This window comes from Kosakonia beeri (assembly GCF_054165705.1).
In genome coordinates this window covers 2,287,669-2,303,284 of the sequence record NZ_CM135106.1, presented here as the reverse complement: position 1 = coordinate 2,303,284, position 15,616 = coordinate 2,287,669, and the positions used below count along the sequence as shown (strand labels likewise).

Annotated in this window: 14 protein-coding genes; 6 read left to right on the top strand and 8 right to left on the bottom strand. The window is 54.9% G+C overall.

The genetic code is table 11. From position 1 onward, the window contains the following. Nucleotides 1–109 precede the first annotated feature (109 nt). On the top strand, nucleotides 110–1,057 hold the full coding sequence (gene prs / locus ACUY4S_RS11030) for a ribose-phosphate diphosphokinase (protein ID WP_007371855.1): 948 nt from the start codon (nucleotides 110–112) through the stop codon (nucleotides 1,055–1,057). Between the two features lie 132 nt (nucleotides 1,058–1,189). Further along, complete coding sequence (dauA, locus tag ACUY4S_RS11025) at nucleotides 1,190–2,842, top strand: C4-dicarboxylic acid transporter DauA (RefSeq protein ID WP_312689509.1); 1,653 nt, start codon at nucleotides 1,190–1,192, stop codon at nucleotides 2,840–2,842. Here dauA and ACUY4S_RS11020 read toward each other — a convergent pair. Both ACUY4S_RS11020 and ychH read right to left on the bottom strand, forming a co-directional pair. Next, nucleotides 2,828–3,883: a MerR family transcriptional regulator gene (locus ACUY4S_RS11020; protein ID WP_458021861.1), complete on the bottom strand. Its 1,056-nt coding sequence runs from the start codon at nucleotides 3,881–3,883 to the stop codon at nucleotides 2,828–2,830. The genes dauA and ACUY4S_RS11020 overlap by 15 nt on opposite strands. 115 nt (nucleotides 3,884–3,998) lie before the next feature. Continuing rightward, nucleotides 3,999–4,274 (bottom strand): stress-induced protein YchH, encoded by a 276-nt coding sequence (ychH, locus tag ACUY4S_RS11015; protein ID WP_312689444.1) that lies wholly within the window; start codon nucleotides 4,272–4,274, stop codon nucleotides 3,999–4,001. Between the two features lie 272 nt (nucleotides 4,275–4,546). On the opposite strand from ychH, the gene pth reads away from it, so the two are divergent. The 3 genes from pth (at nucleotide 4,547) to oqxR (ending at nucleotide 7,163) form a co-directional block, all read left to right on the top strand. Then, nucleotides 4,547–5,131, top strand: a complete 585-nt coding sequence (gene pth / locus ACUY4S_RS11010) for an aminoacyl-tRNA hydrolase (RefSeq protein ID WP_312689443.1) — start codon at nucleotides 4,547–4,549, stop codon at nucleotides 5,129–5,131. 125 nt (nucleotides 5,132–5,256) lie between these two features. After that, complete coding sequence (gene ychF, locus ACUY4S_RS11005) at nucleotides 5,257–6,348, top strand: redox-regulated ATPase YchF (protein ID WP_312689442.1); 1,092 nt, start codon at nucleotides 5,257–5,259, stop codon at nucleotides 6,346–6,348. A 335-nt stretch (nucleotides 6,349–6,683) separates the two neighbouring features. Further along, nucleotides 6,684–7,163: an efflux pump transcriptional repressor OqxR gene (oqxR, locus tag ACUY4S_RS11000; RefSeq protein ID WP_312689441.1), complete on the top strand. Its 480-nt coding sequence runs from the start codon at nucleotides 6,684–6,686 to the stop codon at nucleotides 7,161–7,163. Between the two features lie 63 nt (nucleotides 7,164–7,226). Here oqxR and oqxB read toward each other — a convergent pair whose 3' ends face one another. Next, a complete protein-coding gene (gene oqxB, locus ACUY4S_RS10995) occupies nucleotides 7,227–10,379 on the bottom strand; it encodes a multidrug efflux RND transporter permease subunit OqxB (RefSeq protein ID WP_458021862.1) in 3,153 nt (1,050 codons plus the stop codon). A 23-nt stretch (nucleotides 10,380–10,402) separates the two neighbouring features. Then, the gene (gene oqxA, locus ACUY4S_RS10990; protein ID WP_312689438.1) at nucleotides 10,403–11,578 is read right to left on the bottom strand and encodes a multidrug efflux RND transporter periplasmic adaptor subunit OqxA; all 1,176 of its coding nucleotides are present in this window, start codon (nucleotides 11,576–11,578) and stop codon (nucleotides 10,403–10,405) included. Nucleotides 11,579–11,911: 333 nt separating this feature from the next. On the opposite strand from oqxA, the gene ACUY4S_RS10985 reads away from it, so the two are divergent. Then, complete coding sequence (locus ACUY4S_RS10985) at nucleotides 11,912–12,274, top strand: helix-turn-helix domain-containing protein (protein ID WP_312689437.1); 363 nt, start codon at nucleotides 11,912–11,914, stop codon at nucleotides 12,272–12,274. Nucleotides 12,275–12,544: 270 nt separating this feature from the next. On the opposite strand, the gene ACUY4S_RS10980 is transcribed toward ACUY4S_RS10985, so the two are convergent. From ACUY4S_RS10980 to ACUY4S_RS10965, 4 genes are all read right to left on the bottom strand, one after another. After that, on the bottom strand, nucleotides 12,545–13,294 hold the full coding sequence (locus ACUY4S_RS10980) for a phage antirepressor KilAC domain-containing protein (protein WP_458021863.1): 750 nt from the start codon (nucleotides 13,292–13,294) through the stop codon (nucleotides 12,545–12,547). Between the two features lie 81 nt (nucleotides 13,295–13,375). Next, nucleotides 13,376–13,906, bottom strand: a complete 531-nt coding sequence (locus ACUY4S_RS10975) for a GNAT family N-acetyltransferase (RefSeq protein WP_458021864.1) — start codon at nucleotides 13,904–13,906, stop codon at nucleotides 13,376–13,378. Nucleotides 13,907–13,919: 13 nt separating this feature from the next. After that, entirely contained in the window at nucleotides 13,920–14,774 is an 855-nt protein-coding gene (locus tag ACUY4S_RS10970) for an MBL fold metallo-hydrolase (protein WP_312689431.1), read from the bottom strand. Nucleotides 14,775–14,788: 14 nt separating this feature from the next. Beyond that, nucleotides 14,789–15,583: an OBAP family protein gene (locus ACUY4S_RS10965; RefSeq protein ID WP_312689429.1), complete on the bottom strand. Its 795-nt coding sequence runs from the start codon at nucleotides 15,581–15,583 to the stop codon at nucleotides 14,789–14,791. Nucleotides 15,584–15,616 lie beyond the last annotated feature (33 nt).

Here is a 15,616-nt window from a genome sequence, read left to right as displayed (position 1 = left end):
CCAGACGTTGCATCGCGCTCTTTAATACACCGCATGGATAGATTTCTGCCCTGACCGCACATTTTGGCCGACTCTATCCACCACTGGACGCATGCCTGAGGTTCTTCTCGTGCCTGATATGAAGCTTTTTGCTGGTAACGCTACCCCGGAACTAGCACAACGTATTGCCAACCGCCTGTACACTTCTCTCGGCGACGCCGCCGTAGGTCGCTTTAGCGACGGCGAAGTCAGCGTACAAATCAATGAAAATGTACGCGGTGGTGATATTTTCATCATCCAGTCCACTTGTGCCCCCACCAATGACAACCTGATGGAACTGGTTGTTATGGTTGATGCCCTGCGCCGTGCTTCCGCAGGTCGTATCACCGCGGTCATTCCTTACTTTGGCTATGCCCGTCAGGACCGCCGCGTGCGTTCTGCGCGTGTACCGATTACCGCAAAAGTCGTTGCTGATTTCCTCTCCAGCGTCGGTGTTGACCGCGTACTGACCGTTGACCTGCATGCTGAACAGATTCAGGGCTTCTTCGATGTGCCGGTTGATAACGTATTTGGTAGCCCCATTCTGCTCGAAGATATGCTGCAGCTGAACCTGGATAACCCGATTGTGGTTTCTCCGGACATCGGCGGCGTGGTTCGCGCCCGAGCGATCGCCAAGCTGCTGAACGATACCGACATGGCCATCATCGACAAACGTCGTCCGCGCGCTAACGTCTCTCAGGTGATGCATATCATCGGTGATGTGGCTAACCGTGACTGCGTACTGGTTGACGATATGATCGATACCGGCGGCACCCTGTGCAAAGCTGCAGAAGCGCTGAAAGAGCGCGGTGCAAAACGCGTGTTTGCGTATGCAACGCACCCGATTTTCTCTGGCAATGCGGTCAACAACCTGCGCAACTCGGTCATTGATGAAGTGGTTGTCTGCGACACCATTCCGCTGAGCGAGGAGATCAAAGCGCTGCCGAACGTACGTACGCTGACGCTCTCTGGCATGCTGGCAGAAGCGATTCGTCGTATCAGCAACGAAGAATCGATTTCCGCCATGTTCGAGCATTAATCAATGCCTGTAAAAAAACCCGCTGCGGCGGGTTTTTTTATTGCACAAGTTCATTTGTACGATTTATTAATAGCTGACTGACGCATTCACGGATGACATACCATTGTGAACAAGCTGCTCTCCTCTCATGTCATGCCTTTCCGCGCGCTCATTGATGCCTGCTGGAAAGAAAAATATACCGTTGCCCGTTTTAGCCGGGATCTGATCGCCGGCATCACCGTCGGCATTATTGCCATTCCGCTGGCGATGGCCCTGGCCATTGGCAGCGGCGTTGCACCGCAATATGGCCTTTATACAGCGGCGGTTGCCGGGATTGTTATCGCCCTGAGCGGCGGTTCCCGCTACAGCGTTTCCGGCCCTACTGCCGCGTTTGTGGTGATCCTTTACCCGGTATCACAACAGTTTGGGCTCGCCGGATTACTGGTCGCGACGCTGATGTCCGGGGTTTTTCTGATCCTGTTCGGGCTGGCGCGCTTTGGCCGCCTGATTGAATACATTCCCCTTTCGGTCACGCTCGGCTTCACCTCCGGGATTGGCATCACCATCGGCACAATGCAAATTAAGGATTTCTTCGGTCTGCAACTGACGCACGTGCCTGAACACTATTTGCAAAAAGTCGGCGCGCTGGTCATGGCTTTACCGACAATCAATCCTGGCGATGCGGCTATTGGCGTGACAACGCTCGGCACGCTGATCTTCTGGCCCCGTTTGCGGCTGCGTCTGCCGGGCCATTTGCCGGCACTGCTGGCCGGTTGCGCAGTTATGTTATGTGTCAATGTGTTGGGTGGACACGTCGCCACTATCGGTTCTCAGTTCCACTATGTGCTGGCAGACGGCTCGCAGGGTAACGGCATTCCACAGCTATTACCGCAACTGGTCCTGCCCTGGAATTTGCCGAATTCAGCATTTACGCTGAGCTGGGATTCGCTGCGCGCGCTGTTGCCTGCTGCGTTCTCAATGGCCATGCTGGGCGCGATTGAATCCCTGCTCTGCGCCGTGGTGCTGGACGGTATGACCGGAACCAAACATAAAGCCAATAGTGAGCTGATTGGTCAGGGGCTGGGCAACATTGTGGCGCCGTTCTTTGGCGGGATCACTGCAACGGCGGCAATTGCCCGCTCAGCGGCAAACGTGCGCGCAGGGGCCACCTCGCCCATTTCGGCGGTGATCCATGCGTTACTGGTGATCATGGCATTGCTGGTATTGGCTCCCCTGCTCTCGTGGCTCCCGCTGTCAGCGATGGCTGCGCTACTGTTAATGGTGGCATGGAACATGAGCGAAGCGCACAAAGTGATTGACCTGCTGCGCCGCGCCCCAAAAGACGACATTATTGTGATGCTGATTTGCATGTCGTTAACGGTGCTGTTCGACATGGTGATCGCCATCAGCGTCGGCATCGTGCTGGCTTCGCTGCTCTTTATGCGACGTATTGCGCGCATGACGCGTCTGGCCGTAGTCAATGTTGAGGTGCCGGATGATGTGCTGGTGCTACGCGTGATTGGCCCGCTGTTCTTTGCTGCTGCTGAAGGCGTGTTTAGCGATCTGGAGTCACGCATTGTTGGCAAGCGCATTGTGGTACTGAAATGGGATGCCGTGCCGGTGCTCGATGCTGGCGGGCTGGATGCCTTCCGCCGCTTTGTGAGCAGACTGCCGGAAGGCACTGAACTTCGCGTCAGTAATCTTGAGTTCCAGCCGCTACGCACGCTGGCACGCGCCGGTATTCAGCCAATCCCTGGCCGTCTGGCGTTTTTCCCTAACCGCGATGCGGCATTAGCAGATCTGTGAATCCCCTGCGCCGTGGCGGCGGCGCATCATCGCGTCTATCGCCCGTTGTAACCAGTGCAGCACCTCGGGCGTCATCCATGTTCCCTTCATGAGGTGCGGCTCATGCTGCATGGCATTGCGGAATTTCTGCTGCGTTTGCGGATCGGTACCGGCATAGGACTCGAACAGCTCCAGCCAGTGGTTTGCCAGTCGTTGCGCTTCCTCCGACTGCGGATCCACCCCCTCCCGCTGCGCAACGTGCAGTTTTGCCACCAGCGCCGGCCACTCCATCATGCGATCAAAATAATGCGCGCGGGTAAATGCCATCTCCTGCGGTGAGAGATAACGTTGCCAGACAGCCAGTTTACTTTCGGCAAAACTGCGGGTGATAAAATCCGTCATCTCCGTCGTGATGCCGGTCTGTTCACGCATTTGCGGCTCCACGCTGTGCATTTCATTCAGACGCGTAAGGAATTCCGGTTTCCCGGCCGTATCCTGTTGCAGCCGATCCATCCAGCGCCCTGCCAGATCCATCGCCCGCGGATCATCCGGTGGACAATGCTGCGCCATAAGCGCCTGTGCTTCACTGACCATCTGCGCCCAGATTCGGTTACGCTCCTCGTCATAGGCGGCAAACGGCAATGTCTGTAACTCTTCGCGACTAAACCAACGATCGTACATATGCATTAACTCCAGTGTCCGTAACCAGGATTCCAGGTCCGGCTCCACGCCACAGGCCAGAGACTCGCGAAGCACGACTAATTGTTCGCGCAACGTCGCGATGGTCTGGATTTGTCTGCTCAGCATGGTGATTTGCTCATCAAGCAATACCGCAAGCGGGCGTGTTTCCTTCGCCAGGTAATCCCCAATTGCCGAAAGCCCCATCCCTGCTTTCGCCAGCGCCTGGATTAATTGCAGGCGCTTAACGTCGTCAAGGTTATATAACCGGTAGCCTGCGGCGCTTCGTGTGCAAGGCAGCAGCAGTCCAATTTGTTCATAATGATGCAGCGTCCGGACACTGATACCCGCCCGACGCGCCAGTTCACCCACCAGAATTAACATAATGGTGCCTTCTCCTTCACACGAACCCGACTCTGAAGCCTGACGTTACGTGAGGGTCAACAAAAAAGCCAAAAAAAACGGCTCCCGAAGGAACCGTTATCGAAATCATACGCGGTTAGCTGTGAGTATGCCTGTCGCGACGGCAGCGTTTGTCGTAGTGGCGCACCCACCAGTACTTATCACACACCTGTTCATGCCCGCTGACACGGGCACCTGCAAGCCAGAGCACTGCACCGAGGAAAATACTCAGCACCGCGCCATGGGCGAAAATTTGCGGCAGGTTAAGTTGTGGCAACTGGTTTAAAATGGAGTATCCCACTCCGACAACCATGACTACCAGCCCCAACCCCATAAGCGCATTACCGAGTAACGACGCGTTTTTGCGTTTCATATGTCACCTCCGGAACGATGGGTTGGATGGGGATCCCCCCAATCCTTGTGGTTAAAGTATAGGCAACCCCTGTTTGAACGGGTGCGCGTAGGATCACAATTACATCTCGTCGACTAACACAAATTTACAAATAAGCCCCTGAACTGATTGAAATTCGAATGGTTCAGATGCGCAATTATTATCATTCCCCGCGTTTCGCTGTGAGAATTTTGTTTTCGCGCGTCGCACAACGTAAACTACGCGCCGGACAATGATCTGATCAGGAATAAAAAGTGACGATTAAACTGATTGTCGGGCTGGCGAACCCCGGCGCTGAATACGCCGCGACCCGTCACAATGCGGGCGCGTGGTATGTCGATTTACTGGCGGAGCGCGCGCGTGCCCCGCTGCGCGACGAGCCGAAATTTTTTGGCTACACCTCGCGTATCACGCTGGCAGGGGAAGATGTGCGTCTGCTGGTGCCAACGACCTTTATGAACCTGAGTGGTAAAGCGGTCGCGGCCATGGCGACGTTTTATCGTATTAATCCGGACGAAATCCTCGTTGCGCACGATGAGCTGGATCTGCCGCCGGGCGTGGCAAAATTTAAACTGGGCGGTGGTCACGGCGGGCACAACGGCCTGAAAGACATCATCAGCAAACTGGGCAATAACCCGAACTTTCACCGTTTACGCGTTGGAATCGGTCATCCGGGCGATAAAAATAAAGTTGTCGGTTTTGTATTAGGCAAACCGCAGGCTGCTGAACAGAAACTGATCGATGATGCGGTTGACGAAGCGGCACGTTGTACGGAGATTTGGTTGAAAGATGGCCTCACCAAAGCGACTAACCGCCTGCACGCCTTTAAGGCGCAATAAGCCGGGGCTGTGGCATTTTTGCCGCGCGTAACGAAGGTTACGTGTATAATAGGCAAAGTTTTTCACTTTTCTGCAATCCGTTTCCAAAAACGGGTTGAATATCAAGAGATTAAGGTAATTACATCATGGGATTCAAATGCGGTATCGTTGGCTTGCCCAACGTAGGTAAATCCACCCTGTTCAATGCGCTCACCAAAGCCGGTATTGAAGCGGCTAACTTCCCGTTCTGTACTATTGAGCCGAACACCGGTGTCGTACCGATGCCCGATCCGCGTCTGGACAAGCTGGCGGAAATCGTGAAGCCGCAGCGTATTCTGCCGACCACCATGGAATTTGTGGACATCGCCGGTCTGGTAAAAGGCGCGTCGAAAGGTGAAGGTCTGGGTAATCAGTTCCTGACCAACATCCGCGAAACCGAAGCGATTGGCCACGTTGTGCGCTGTTTTGAAAATGACAACATCATTCACGTGAACAACAAAGTTGATCCGGCGGAAGACATTGACGTTATCAATACCGAGCTGGCGTTGTCTGACCTTGATACCTGCGAGCGTGCCATTCACCGTGTCGCCAAAAAAGCCAAAGGCGGTGATAAAGATGCCAAAGCTGAACTGACCGCGCTGGAAAAATGTCTGCCGCATCTGGAAAACGCTGGCATGTTGCGTTCTCTGAATTTGACGGAAGAAGACAAAGCAGCGATCCGCTACCTGAGTTTCCTGACCCTGAAACCCACCATGTACATTGCTAACGTCAATGAAGATGGTTTTGAAAACAACCCGTACCTGGACACCGTGCGTGACATCGCCGCCAAAGAGGGTTCCGTGGTGGTTGCGGTGTGCGCCGCAGTTGAATCTGATATTGCCGAACTGGACGATGCCGACCGCGATGAGTTTATGGCTGAGCTGGGTCTGGAAGAGCCAGGGCTGAACCGGGTGATCCGCGCGGGCTATCAGTTGCTGAACCTGCAAACTTACTTCACCGCAGGGGTGAAAGAAGTACGTGCCTGGACTATCCCGGTCGGGGCGACTGCACCGCAGGCAGCAGGCAAAATCCATACCGACTTTGAAAAAGGCTTTATCCGCGCCCAGACAATCGCCTATGAAGACTTCATTGCCTACAAAGGTGAGCAAGGTGCGAAAGAAGCCGGCAAGATGCGTGCCGAAGGGAAAGATTACATCGTCAAAGATGGCGATGTGATGAACTTCCTGTTCAACGTCTGACATGTTCCCGCATGAGATTGCATTAAATCTCTTGCGGTGCAACAAACCTTACAAAATCCACGCATTTGCGTGGATTTTTGTTTTCATCATGTTTCACAGTCAGCGTAAACGCGCAATCCACGGTGAGTCTGACAACGGAATTAAACCGGACAAAATACGCAGCGCGGATTACTCTTTTTCAATGCCCTGCCGTTCGCCGGAAACTCTTGTTTACGTGTCAGGTCATTCGCAGGCGGCTTCAAAAAAACCACTGTATTTGTTATATTGTTGCTCACTGATTATTCACCTCTGCGGTGCCAAAAAGAACAAGATTCACCGCAACCCAGGACGATAAAATGTTAGATTACCGCTTCCCGACAGCTTTGCAGATGGTTCTCAGCGTAGCGATGGCGGAGCAATTGGGTGAACGTTCGACAAGTGCAATTCTGGCCTACGGGCTGGAGGCAAATCCGAGCTTTATCCGCAAATTAATGGTTCCGCTCACGCGTGACGGCATTATCGTTTCCACGCTGGGTCGTAACGGATCGATTCACCTTGGTCGTCCTGCCGACGAGATTACGCTGCGAGATATCTACGTTTCCGTGATAGAAGATAAAAAGCTCTGGGCGTCGCGCCCCGACATACCGGCTCGCTGCGTGGTCAGCGCCAACGCCTGCTGGTATTTCAAATCTATCGCCGATGAAGCGGAGCAGGCTTCGTTAGAGGTATTAGCTCGCCATACGGTGGCCAGCGCGCTGGAAAAGGTCAAAAAAGCGGATACCAGTGGGTGCGATCCGGTGCCTGAAATGGATACTTCGGATAAAAAAAGCGATTAATCATTTTTTTACGCTAAAAAAACCGCCTTAACATGAAGGCGGTTTTTTATTATCTGCAACCTGCTACGCAGGCAAAACTTCCCTTGCCGGTTTACCGCGCATAACGAATTTACGCAGCGTAACGTAAAATACCGGTGTCAGGAACAAACCAAATAGCGTTACACCCAGCATACCGGAAAACACCGTGATCCCGGTGACGCCGCGCACTTCTGCACCCGCGCCGTGGCCGAGGATCAATGGAATCGTCCCGGCAATAAAGGCAATGGAGGTCATAACAATCGGGCGTAAACGCAGGTGGCACGCTTCCAGCGCCGCTTCCATGATCCCTTTCCCCTGCATTTCCAGCTCGCGGGCAAACTCAACAATAAGAATCGCGTTTTTACAGGCCAGCCCCATGAGTACGACCAGGCCAACCTGCACAAACACGTTGTTATCGCCACCAGTGAGCCAAACACCAAACAGAGCGGACAGCATCGTCATCGGAACAATGAGGATCACCGCCAGCGGCAGGGTCCAGCTTTCATATAGCGCCGCAAGCACCAGGAAGGCCAGCAGAACCGCGACCGGGAAAACAATCAGCGCCGTATTGCCTTGCGTGGCTTGCTGGAAGCTCAGATCCGTCCATTCAATATTCATCCCATTCGGTAATATTTGCTTAGACATCGCATCCAGTTGGGTCATCGCCTGAGAGGAAGAGAGTACGCGTGGATCGGCATCGCCAATCAGGTCCGCCGCCGGGTAACCGTTGTAACGAATGACCGGATCCGGCCCGTACGAGGTGGTGATATTCACCATACTGCCAATCGGCACCATTTCCCCCTGGCTGTTACGGGTGCGCAAATTAGCAATATCTTCCACACTGTCGCGGAACGGCCCGTCGGCCTGCGCCATCACCCGCCAGGTGCGTCCGAACTGGTTAAAATCGTTCACATAAGACGATCCCAGGTAGGTTTGCAGCGTTGCGTAGAGATCGGTCAGCGACACGCCCTGCGCTTTTGCCTTATCACGATCGACCTGCACATCCAGTTGCGGAACGTTAGCCTGGTAGGTTGAGATGGGGAAATGCATCCCCGGCGTCTGCATAATCGCGCCAGACATCGTGTTCACCGCGTTTTGCAGCGCGCCATAACCCAGACCGCCGCGATCCTGGATGTACAGCGAATAACCCGACCCCTGCCCCAGCCCTAAAATCGGCGGTGGCAAAATGGAGAAACCGAAGCCCTGCTGGATTTGTGCGATTTTAGCGTTGATCTCGGCGTTAATTTCCGCCGCCGAATGTTTACGCTGATCGAACGGTTTCAGGCCAAAAAAGACCGTTCCCGTATTCGGCGTATTGGTAAACTGCAGCGCATTCAGCCCAGGAAAGGCGACAGCATAATCCACCCCTTCGGTATTCATCCCGATTTCGCTCATTTTGCGGATCACCGCATCGGTGCGTGCCAGCGAAGAACCTTCCGGCATTTTCACGCCGCCGATTAAGTAGAGCTTGTCCTGGGTGGGAATAAACCCGCCGGGTACGGCTTTGAACATGACGCCAGCGGCACACAGCAGTAGCAAATAAACAACAAATACCGCGCCACGCCGGCCGAGCGTTTTACCAACCAGTCCCTGGTAGCGGTTCGAGCTTCGGTGGAAAAAGCGGTTAAACGGACGGAAGATCCAACCGAAAAGACGATCGATAAGCCTGGTCGGGAAGTCTTTCGGCGCGCCGTGCGGTTTTAATAGCATGGCTGCCAGCGCCGGAGAGAGCGTCAGCGAGTTGATGGCGGAGATCACCGTTGAAATCGCGATCGTCACCGCAAACTGCTTATAAAACTGACCGGTGACCCCGGAGAGAAACGCCATCGGCACGAACACCGCACACAGTACCAGCGCAATCGCGATAATCGGCCCGGAAACCTCACGCATCGCCTGGTGCGCTGCCTGAAGCGGAGCAAGCCCCTCTTCGATATTGCGCTCAACGTTTTCCACCACCACGATGGCGTCATCCACGACGATGCCGATAGCCAGCACCAGCCCGAACAAACTCAGGGTATTAAGCGAAAAGCCCAGCAGATAGAGAATACTGAACGTTCCCACGACCGACACCGGCACCGCGATCAGCGGAATAATCGACGCGCGCCAGGTTTGCAGAAACAGAATCACCACCAGGACGACCAGCACCACCGCTTCCAGCAGCGTTTGCACGACCGCACGAATGGAATCGCGAACAAAAACGGTCGGATCGTAAGGTGCTGCCCACTTCATATCTTCCGGGAAACGGGTGGAGAGCTCGTTCATTTTGGCGCGCACCGCGTTAGACAAATCGATAGCGTTCGCCCCTGGGGACTGGAATATACCAATCCCGACCGCGTCTTTATTATTAAGCTGGGAACGCAACGCATAACTGCCAGAACCCATTTCTATACGCGCCACGTCGCGCAGGCGCACCAGCGAGCCATCTTGAGCCGTTTTCAGAATGATATTGCCAAACTCTTCTTCCGTGTGCAGACGCCCCTGGGCGTTAATTGAGATCAGGAAATCGCTCTCTTTTGGCAACGGCTCTGCGCCAAGTTGCCCGGCGGAAACCTGCACGTTTTGCTCCTGCATCGCCGTCACCACATCCGAGGCCGTCAGCCCGCGAGCCGCTACCTTGTTTGGATCCAGCCAGACGCGCATCGCGTATTCGCCCGAACCGAAAATCTGTATCTGGCCAACGCCAGGCAATCGCGCCAGCTCGTCTTTCACTTTCAGCGTGGCGTAGTTACGCATATACAGTGAATCGTACTTACCATTGGGCGAAAACAGATGCACCACCAGCGTCAGCGTCGGCGATTGTTTCTGGGTGGTGATGCCCAAACGCCGCACATCTTCCGGCAGGCGGGCTTCAGCCTGGGATACCCGGTTTTGCACTTGAACCTGCGCCTGATCGGGGTCGGTACCCGGACGGAACGTTACGGTCGTCACCAGTACGCCATCGGATCCGGCGACGGATTTCATGTACATCATGTTTTCAACGCCGTTGATCGCTTCTTCCAGCGGCGTCGCCACTGTCTCCGCAATCACTTTCGGGTTGGCGCCAGGATACTCCGCACGCACCTGCACGCTTGGCGGTACAACGTCAGGGTATTCGCTGACCGGCAACAGCGGAATGGCGATTAACCCTGTGATAAAAATCAGGATCGACAGCACTGCGGCAAAAATCGGCCTGTCGATAAAAAAGCGGGAAAAGTCCATGTGTCGGATTCTCAGGTAAGGGATCAGTTGAGAGCGGTGCTGGCCGTCATGGCAACGGTTTTCGCGTTAACCGGCATCCCCGGCATAAACACTTTTTGTAAACCATCAACAATGACTTTATCGCCAGGGTTCAGCCCCTGCTGCACGATGCGTAAACCGGCGGCCAGCCGCCCCGGAGTAATATCGCGGCGCTGCGCTTTACCGTCTTTATCAACGATATAAACATATTTGCGATCCTGATCGGTCAGCACCGCTTTGTCGTCGATAAGCGTGGCTTTAAATTCAGCGCTACCCGGCAGACGAACGCGGGCAAAGAGCCCAGGTGTGAACTGACGCTGCGCGTTATCTAACAGCGCACGCATACGGATCGTACCGGTACTCGGCGTTAACTGATTATCAAGAAAATCCACTTTGCCCTGATGAGGGTAGCCCTCCTCGCCAACAAGGCCAATCTCAACCGGTAGCGCCAGGTGATTACTGGACGCCCCATGTCCACTGCGCGCGAGGTTTTGATAGTGAAGATAGGTCGACTCGTCCACGTCAAAGTAGACGTAAACCGTCTTCTGCGATACCACCGTGGTCAGCACGCTGGCGCTGTCACCCGCTGTGACCAGATTACCGCTGGTGATCAACGCGCGGCTGGCGCGACCATCAATAGGCGCGGTCACTTTGGTGAAATCCAGGTTAAGTTGTGCGGCGTCAACGGCTGCCTGCGCGGCGCGAATGTCGGCTTGTGCCTGAATGGCAGCGGAACGGCGTTGTTCCCATTCTTCACGAGATACCAGGTTGGTATGGATTAATTTATCGGTACGGTTAGCCTCACTTTGCGCCAGGCTGGCTTGCGTTTTGGCTCTCGCCAGCGTCGCCTGCGCCTGTTCCAGCGCGGCGCGATAGGTCCTGTCATCAATAGTGAACAGCACCTCGCCCTTTTTCACTTCCTGCCCGTCGGTGTAATTCACTTTATCAATGTAGCCGGAGACGCGGGGACGTAACTGAACACTTTCCACTGCTTCAATCCGCCCGTTAAAGCTATCCCACTGACTGATGGATTTGACGACTACGTCCGCGGCGCTGACGGCCGGAGCTTGTGGCACGGCGTTTTGCGCGACACCGTTATCGCACCCGACAAGCAGTACGGAGAGCAACATGGCTCCCAACGCATGCAAATGAAAGTTAACCCAAGGTTTTTGCAGGCTCATTATTTTTATTCCGCTGATGAGTAGCCGCCGGGCAAGACGCAGCGGGAGACGCTGCGCCACTTCCTTTGTCCGGGTTGGCTTAAGGCCATTTGTGTCGTTCATCGCCACAAAACTGTAACAGTTACGAATACACTATCGCGGCGATTGTAGGGAGGCGCTAAATTTAGTGCAAGAATAATTAATACACTTTATGTGCTATTTGATCGGGGCCGAAGCGACCGTCCCGGTGAGGATTTAAATGCAACAATAAAACTTGCAATTAACGCAAAAACGCGCCACTTTTAAATGCAACAGACAAAGATGCTTTTTACTAATCTGCGTGGGGGAAACAAAATGAACAACGGCGCATTTATTCACGATTTACTCGCCTGGATTGATAACAACCTTGACAGCCGTCTCGACATTGGCACGGTTTCCAGGCGAGCAGGCTATTCAAAATGGCACCTTCAGCGGATATTCAAAGAACAGACTGGCTATACACTCGGCGAATATATTCGCGCGCAAAAGCTGCAAAAATCGGTCGAGCGACTGACACACAGCAATGAACCGATTTTAAACGTAGCGATGGCGCTGGGCTTTGACTCGCAGCAGTCTTTTAATCGCAGCTTCAAGCGTCAGTTTGGCGTAGCACCCGGCGCATGGCGCCGCAGCATTGGCTCTTCTGCAATGCCGACATCACGCCAGCAAACGAGATAGCGGCTTACCTTTGCTGTAATGCAGATCCCTGTTGCGCCAGAGCATTGCCAGTGCAATCCACACGTAACGTGAGTGGACATTCTCATAAATAAAAAAATCGACCGCGTGTAATCGATCCGGCAGCCGCTGCATTACGGCTGTGGCTTTTGTGTTTCCCGGCAAACCACCAGGCTGATAAAAACAAGAATCCACGCCGCGGCGTGGATTCTTTTGCAGGTGAGGTGCAGGCGCGCCAAACGTTCCCCGCTTCGCGCCATAACAGTGGGCGGTTTAAAGCCAGCCCTGCTCCGGTGCGGCAGGTTCCGTGCGGGCGACACGCGGTATCTCGACAGGCTGTGAAGAACGATGTTTGGCCCACAGGTCGGCCACCCATTTTACGCCGCGCGCGGTGAAGCGGGCCTGCGACCAGCTACGGCTGTTTTCTGCCACCCCGCCATGCAGAGTAAATAAGCCAGCATCAATGTGATATTGCTGTGGCATCAGGGCGCCGTTCACCCGGTGCATGATATTGCGCTCTAATAAAAACTGGCGAAACTCCGGTTCTTTCGCCTTTAACATTTTACAGAGCTGACGAAATCCCAGCGATTCGTCCACCCGGACAAAGTCATCAAAAAAGGCCGCTTTTGGCGCCGTCAGCGCCAGTTGCTCCTCGGCATGCTGGCGTTTTTCATACTGTTCTGCCCAGGCGCGCGCTGCTGCTGCCGGGTTGGTGAAATCGGGCAAGCTAATGCTTCTCTCACGTTCCTGCCAGCGATCCAGCATTTCTACGGTAAAGCCAGGTGAAAGACGCGACACCGTAAGCAGAGAGTCCCTTTTATTCAGTAAAAACTCCTGCCGCGTCTCACCTTCGCGCTCATACGGATGCGTGGTCACCGGCTGCGAGAGACGCTGCGCCGTTTCGAGGCTTTTTACAATGCGCTTCACTTCGGTATGCGCAATGCCGGTCATTTTCGCAATGTCGCGGCTGCTCATCATGGCTTGCGGCATTTGCGCGCTGAGGGTGTCAAAAGGAATCAACATGGGTCTCCCCCTTACTAATACAGATACAGGTAACTTGCTGCATTAGTATACAATCACCTGTTTAAATATCCAGTATATTTTTTAGGCGTAACGGGAGACCATCGCGACACGACGGGCTGGATCAAGCCCACCGGTTATTTCTGCCGCCAGGATCGCATCAAGATGACCGGGCCGTACCGATTTGCTCACGGGCATGAAACCCAGGGAGGCATAAAAAGGAGCATTAAACGCGGCCAGCCGATCGGTGGTCAGCGTTGCGCCATAGCATCTCTTCTCGCGCCCGGCGTGCAACAGGGTTTCCAGCAACTGCCGCCCGATACCCTGCCGCTGCCAGTCAGGGTGGACATCCATCTCCGCGATATGCAGCCAGCCCTGTGCGATGTAGCCCCCGGCAAAACCCCTCGGGGTTCCGGTATTATCGAAGGCAGCAAATAACAGGCCCGCTTGTTGATACCGCAGCAGATCGCCACTGGAACTGGCAACAGGTTGCCCCGCCACCGCCCCTGCGGCTTTCAGTGTCGCGAAAGCGGCTCGTTCCACAGCCTGCAGCGCCATAAAATCCGCGTCTGACGCGGCGCGAATCGCCCACGCCGCAGAGGGCAGATCATTCATTACCTTTCCCTTCTCATGCCTGAGTAGTGTGTTTATGCCCGGCCGTCCCCGCAAGGGCCTGGAATTGATGCAAATCGTGGCTGCAAAAGAGCGTGATGTCATGCGCATGCGTTTGTGCCAACGCCCGCAGCCGCTGTTGATTATGCCGCCGCGCGCCATTATCCATCGCCATCATCCACTGGTAAAAACGCAGCCCTGGGGTACAACGTGGAGCAGTCGGTTGCATCTCGCCCCGGTAAAACCAGGCATCGCCGCCATGCAGCAGCCAGCCCTGTGGTTGCTGGATAGCAATACCCGCATGGCCGAGCGTATGGCCTGCCAGCGGCACCAGCAAGATTTCCGGCGGCAATCCCTGCAGCGCTGTCACCGCATCAAAACCAAACCAGCGCTCCCCTTGCGTTTGATACCCCACCCAGGCGGAAGTGCCGCCCCACTGCGCCGGGCGGTAGCGTTCCCGGTCCAGCCAGCGCTGCCGCGTACGGGCGGTATCGAGTTCTTTTTGCATCACATGGATCCGGGCATGAGGGAAGTCAGTCAGGCCACCCGCATGGTCAAAATCCAGGTGCGTCAGCACAATATGCCGTACATCCTCCGCCCTGAACCCCAGTGTCTGAATCTGCGCCAGCGCCGTCAGACCTTCACGCCGCTGGATGTTATTCAGCGCCCGAAAAAACCCAGACAGCCGCTGCGCCGGGTGATCAATATCGTCCCGCCCGAAACCGGTATCCACCAGCACCAGGCCATCCTGAGCCGTTTCAACCAGCAGGCAGTGGCACGCCAGGTGCGCATGCAGCCCTTTACTGAACCCGTCATATAATGCGCCGCCAAAGGGGCACATACAGCCGCAGTTAAGATGGTGAACGTTCATGCTTTTCTCCGGCGTTATGGATTGGCTGACGCGTTTGTCTCAGCGGTGCCAAAGTGTGTCGTGTCACCGTGCGCATGCTCGCCAGAACCCTGAACGCGTTTAAGCTGGATCACATCACCGCGCTGCCAGGCATTTGCGCCAGCCATCACCGGGTGCGCCACCAGATCGTCGCGTTCACGTTTAATGGCAGGCGTATTGATATTGAGCCGACGGTCACGATCGGCCAGCAGCGCCGGATCAAGCTGCCCCTCCCCGGTAAAGCCCATCATTAACGCCGGGATCCCCAGCGGAAGCGTTTTATCGCGATCGGTATGCCAGGTATGCCAGGTTTTACCGTAGGTGTTGACTATTTTGCCCATCAGCGCTTTTTCTGCCAGCGCCGGTAAACCGGGTGCCACAAGGCTGCCGGATTTCACTTCATACTGATGGCTGTGCCAGAGCTTTTTCTCTTCCGGTGGCAAGGTCTTGAACAGCCGTTCGCTGATGATGTACTCCACCCCCATCAGACGTGCATCCCGGGTGTTGCCATCATAGATCACCGCCTGCATCACATCCTCATTCAGGACCGTAACGTAATGGTGAGCTTCCATCTGGCCATTCTTGTCACCACTGTAAAAATGGAAGCCGTCAAGGTAGGCACTTATCGCCTCTACAGGCGGACGGGACTGAATGATTTGCGCGCCCGTTTCCAGGGTGCGCAGTTGACCTGATGTCTGAGCGCCAGGTACCGGCGTTTTTGGTGGCGTGTTATTTGCGCCACACCCCGTCAGAACGAAGCTGGTTAACACTAAACTGAGTAAAGGTTTCATCGGTTCTCCACGTCACAGCAACAGTACTGAACG

Excerpts from the sequence above, each read along its gene's own strand:
- dauA (WP_312689509.1), top strand. The coding sequence starts at position 1,190 with ATGCCTTTCCGCGCGCTCATTGATGCCTGCTGGAAAGAAAAATATACC.
- ACUY4S_RS11020 (WP_458021861.1), bottom strand. The coding sequence starts at position 3,883 with ATGTTAATTCTGGTGGGTGAACTGGCGCGTCGGGCGGGTATCAGTGTC.
- ychH (WP_312689444.1), bottom strand. The coding sequence starts at position 4,274 with ATGAAACGCAAAAACGCGTCGTTACTCGGTAATGCGCTTATGGGGTTG.
- ychF (WP_312689442.1), top strand. The coding sequence starts at position 5,257 with ATGGGATTCAAATGCGGTATCGTTGGCTTGCCCAACGTAGGTAAATCC.
- oqxR (WP_312689441.1), top strand. The coding sequence starts at position 6,684 with ATGTTAGATTACCGCTTCCCGACAGCTTTGCAGATGGTTCTCAGCGTA.
- oqxB (WP_458021862.1), bottom strand. The coding sequence starts at position 10,379 with ATGGACTTTTCCCGCTTTTTTATCGACAGGCCGATTTTTGCCGCAGTG.
- oqxA (WP_312689438.1), bottom strand. The coding sequence starts at position 11,578 with ATGAGCCTGCAAAAACCTTGGGTTAACTTTCATTTGCATGCGTTGGGA.
- ACUY4S_RS10985 (WP_312689437.1), top strand. The coding sequence starts at position 11,912 with ATGAACAACGGCGCATTTATTCACGATTTACTCGCCTGGATTGATAAC.
- ACUY4S_RS10980 (WP_458021863.1), bottom strand. The coding sequence starts at position 13,294 with ATGTTGATTCCTTTTGACACCCTCAGCGCGCAAATGCCGCAAGCCATG.
- ACUY4S_RS10975 (WP_458021864.1), bottom strand. The coding sequence starts at position 13,906 with ATGAATGATCTGCCCTCTGCGGCGTGGGCGATTCGCGCCGCGTCAGAC.
- ACUY4S_RS10970 (WP_312689431.1), bottom strand. The coding sequence starts at position 14,774 with ATGAACGTTCACCATCTTAACTGCGGCTGTATGTGCCCCTTTGGCGGC.
- ACUY4S_RS10965 (WP_312689429.1), bottom strand. The coding sequence starts at position 15,583 with ATGAAACCTTTACTCAGTTTAGTGTTAACCAGCTTCGTTCTGACGGGG.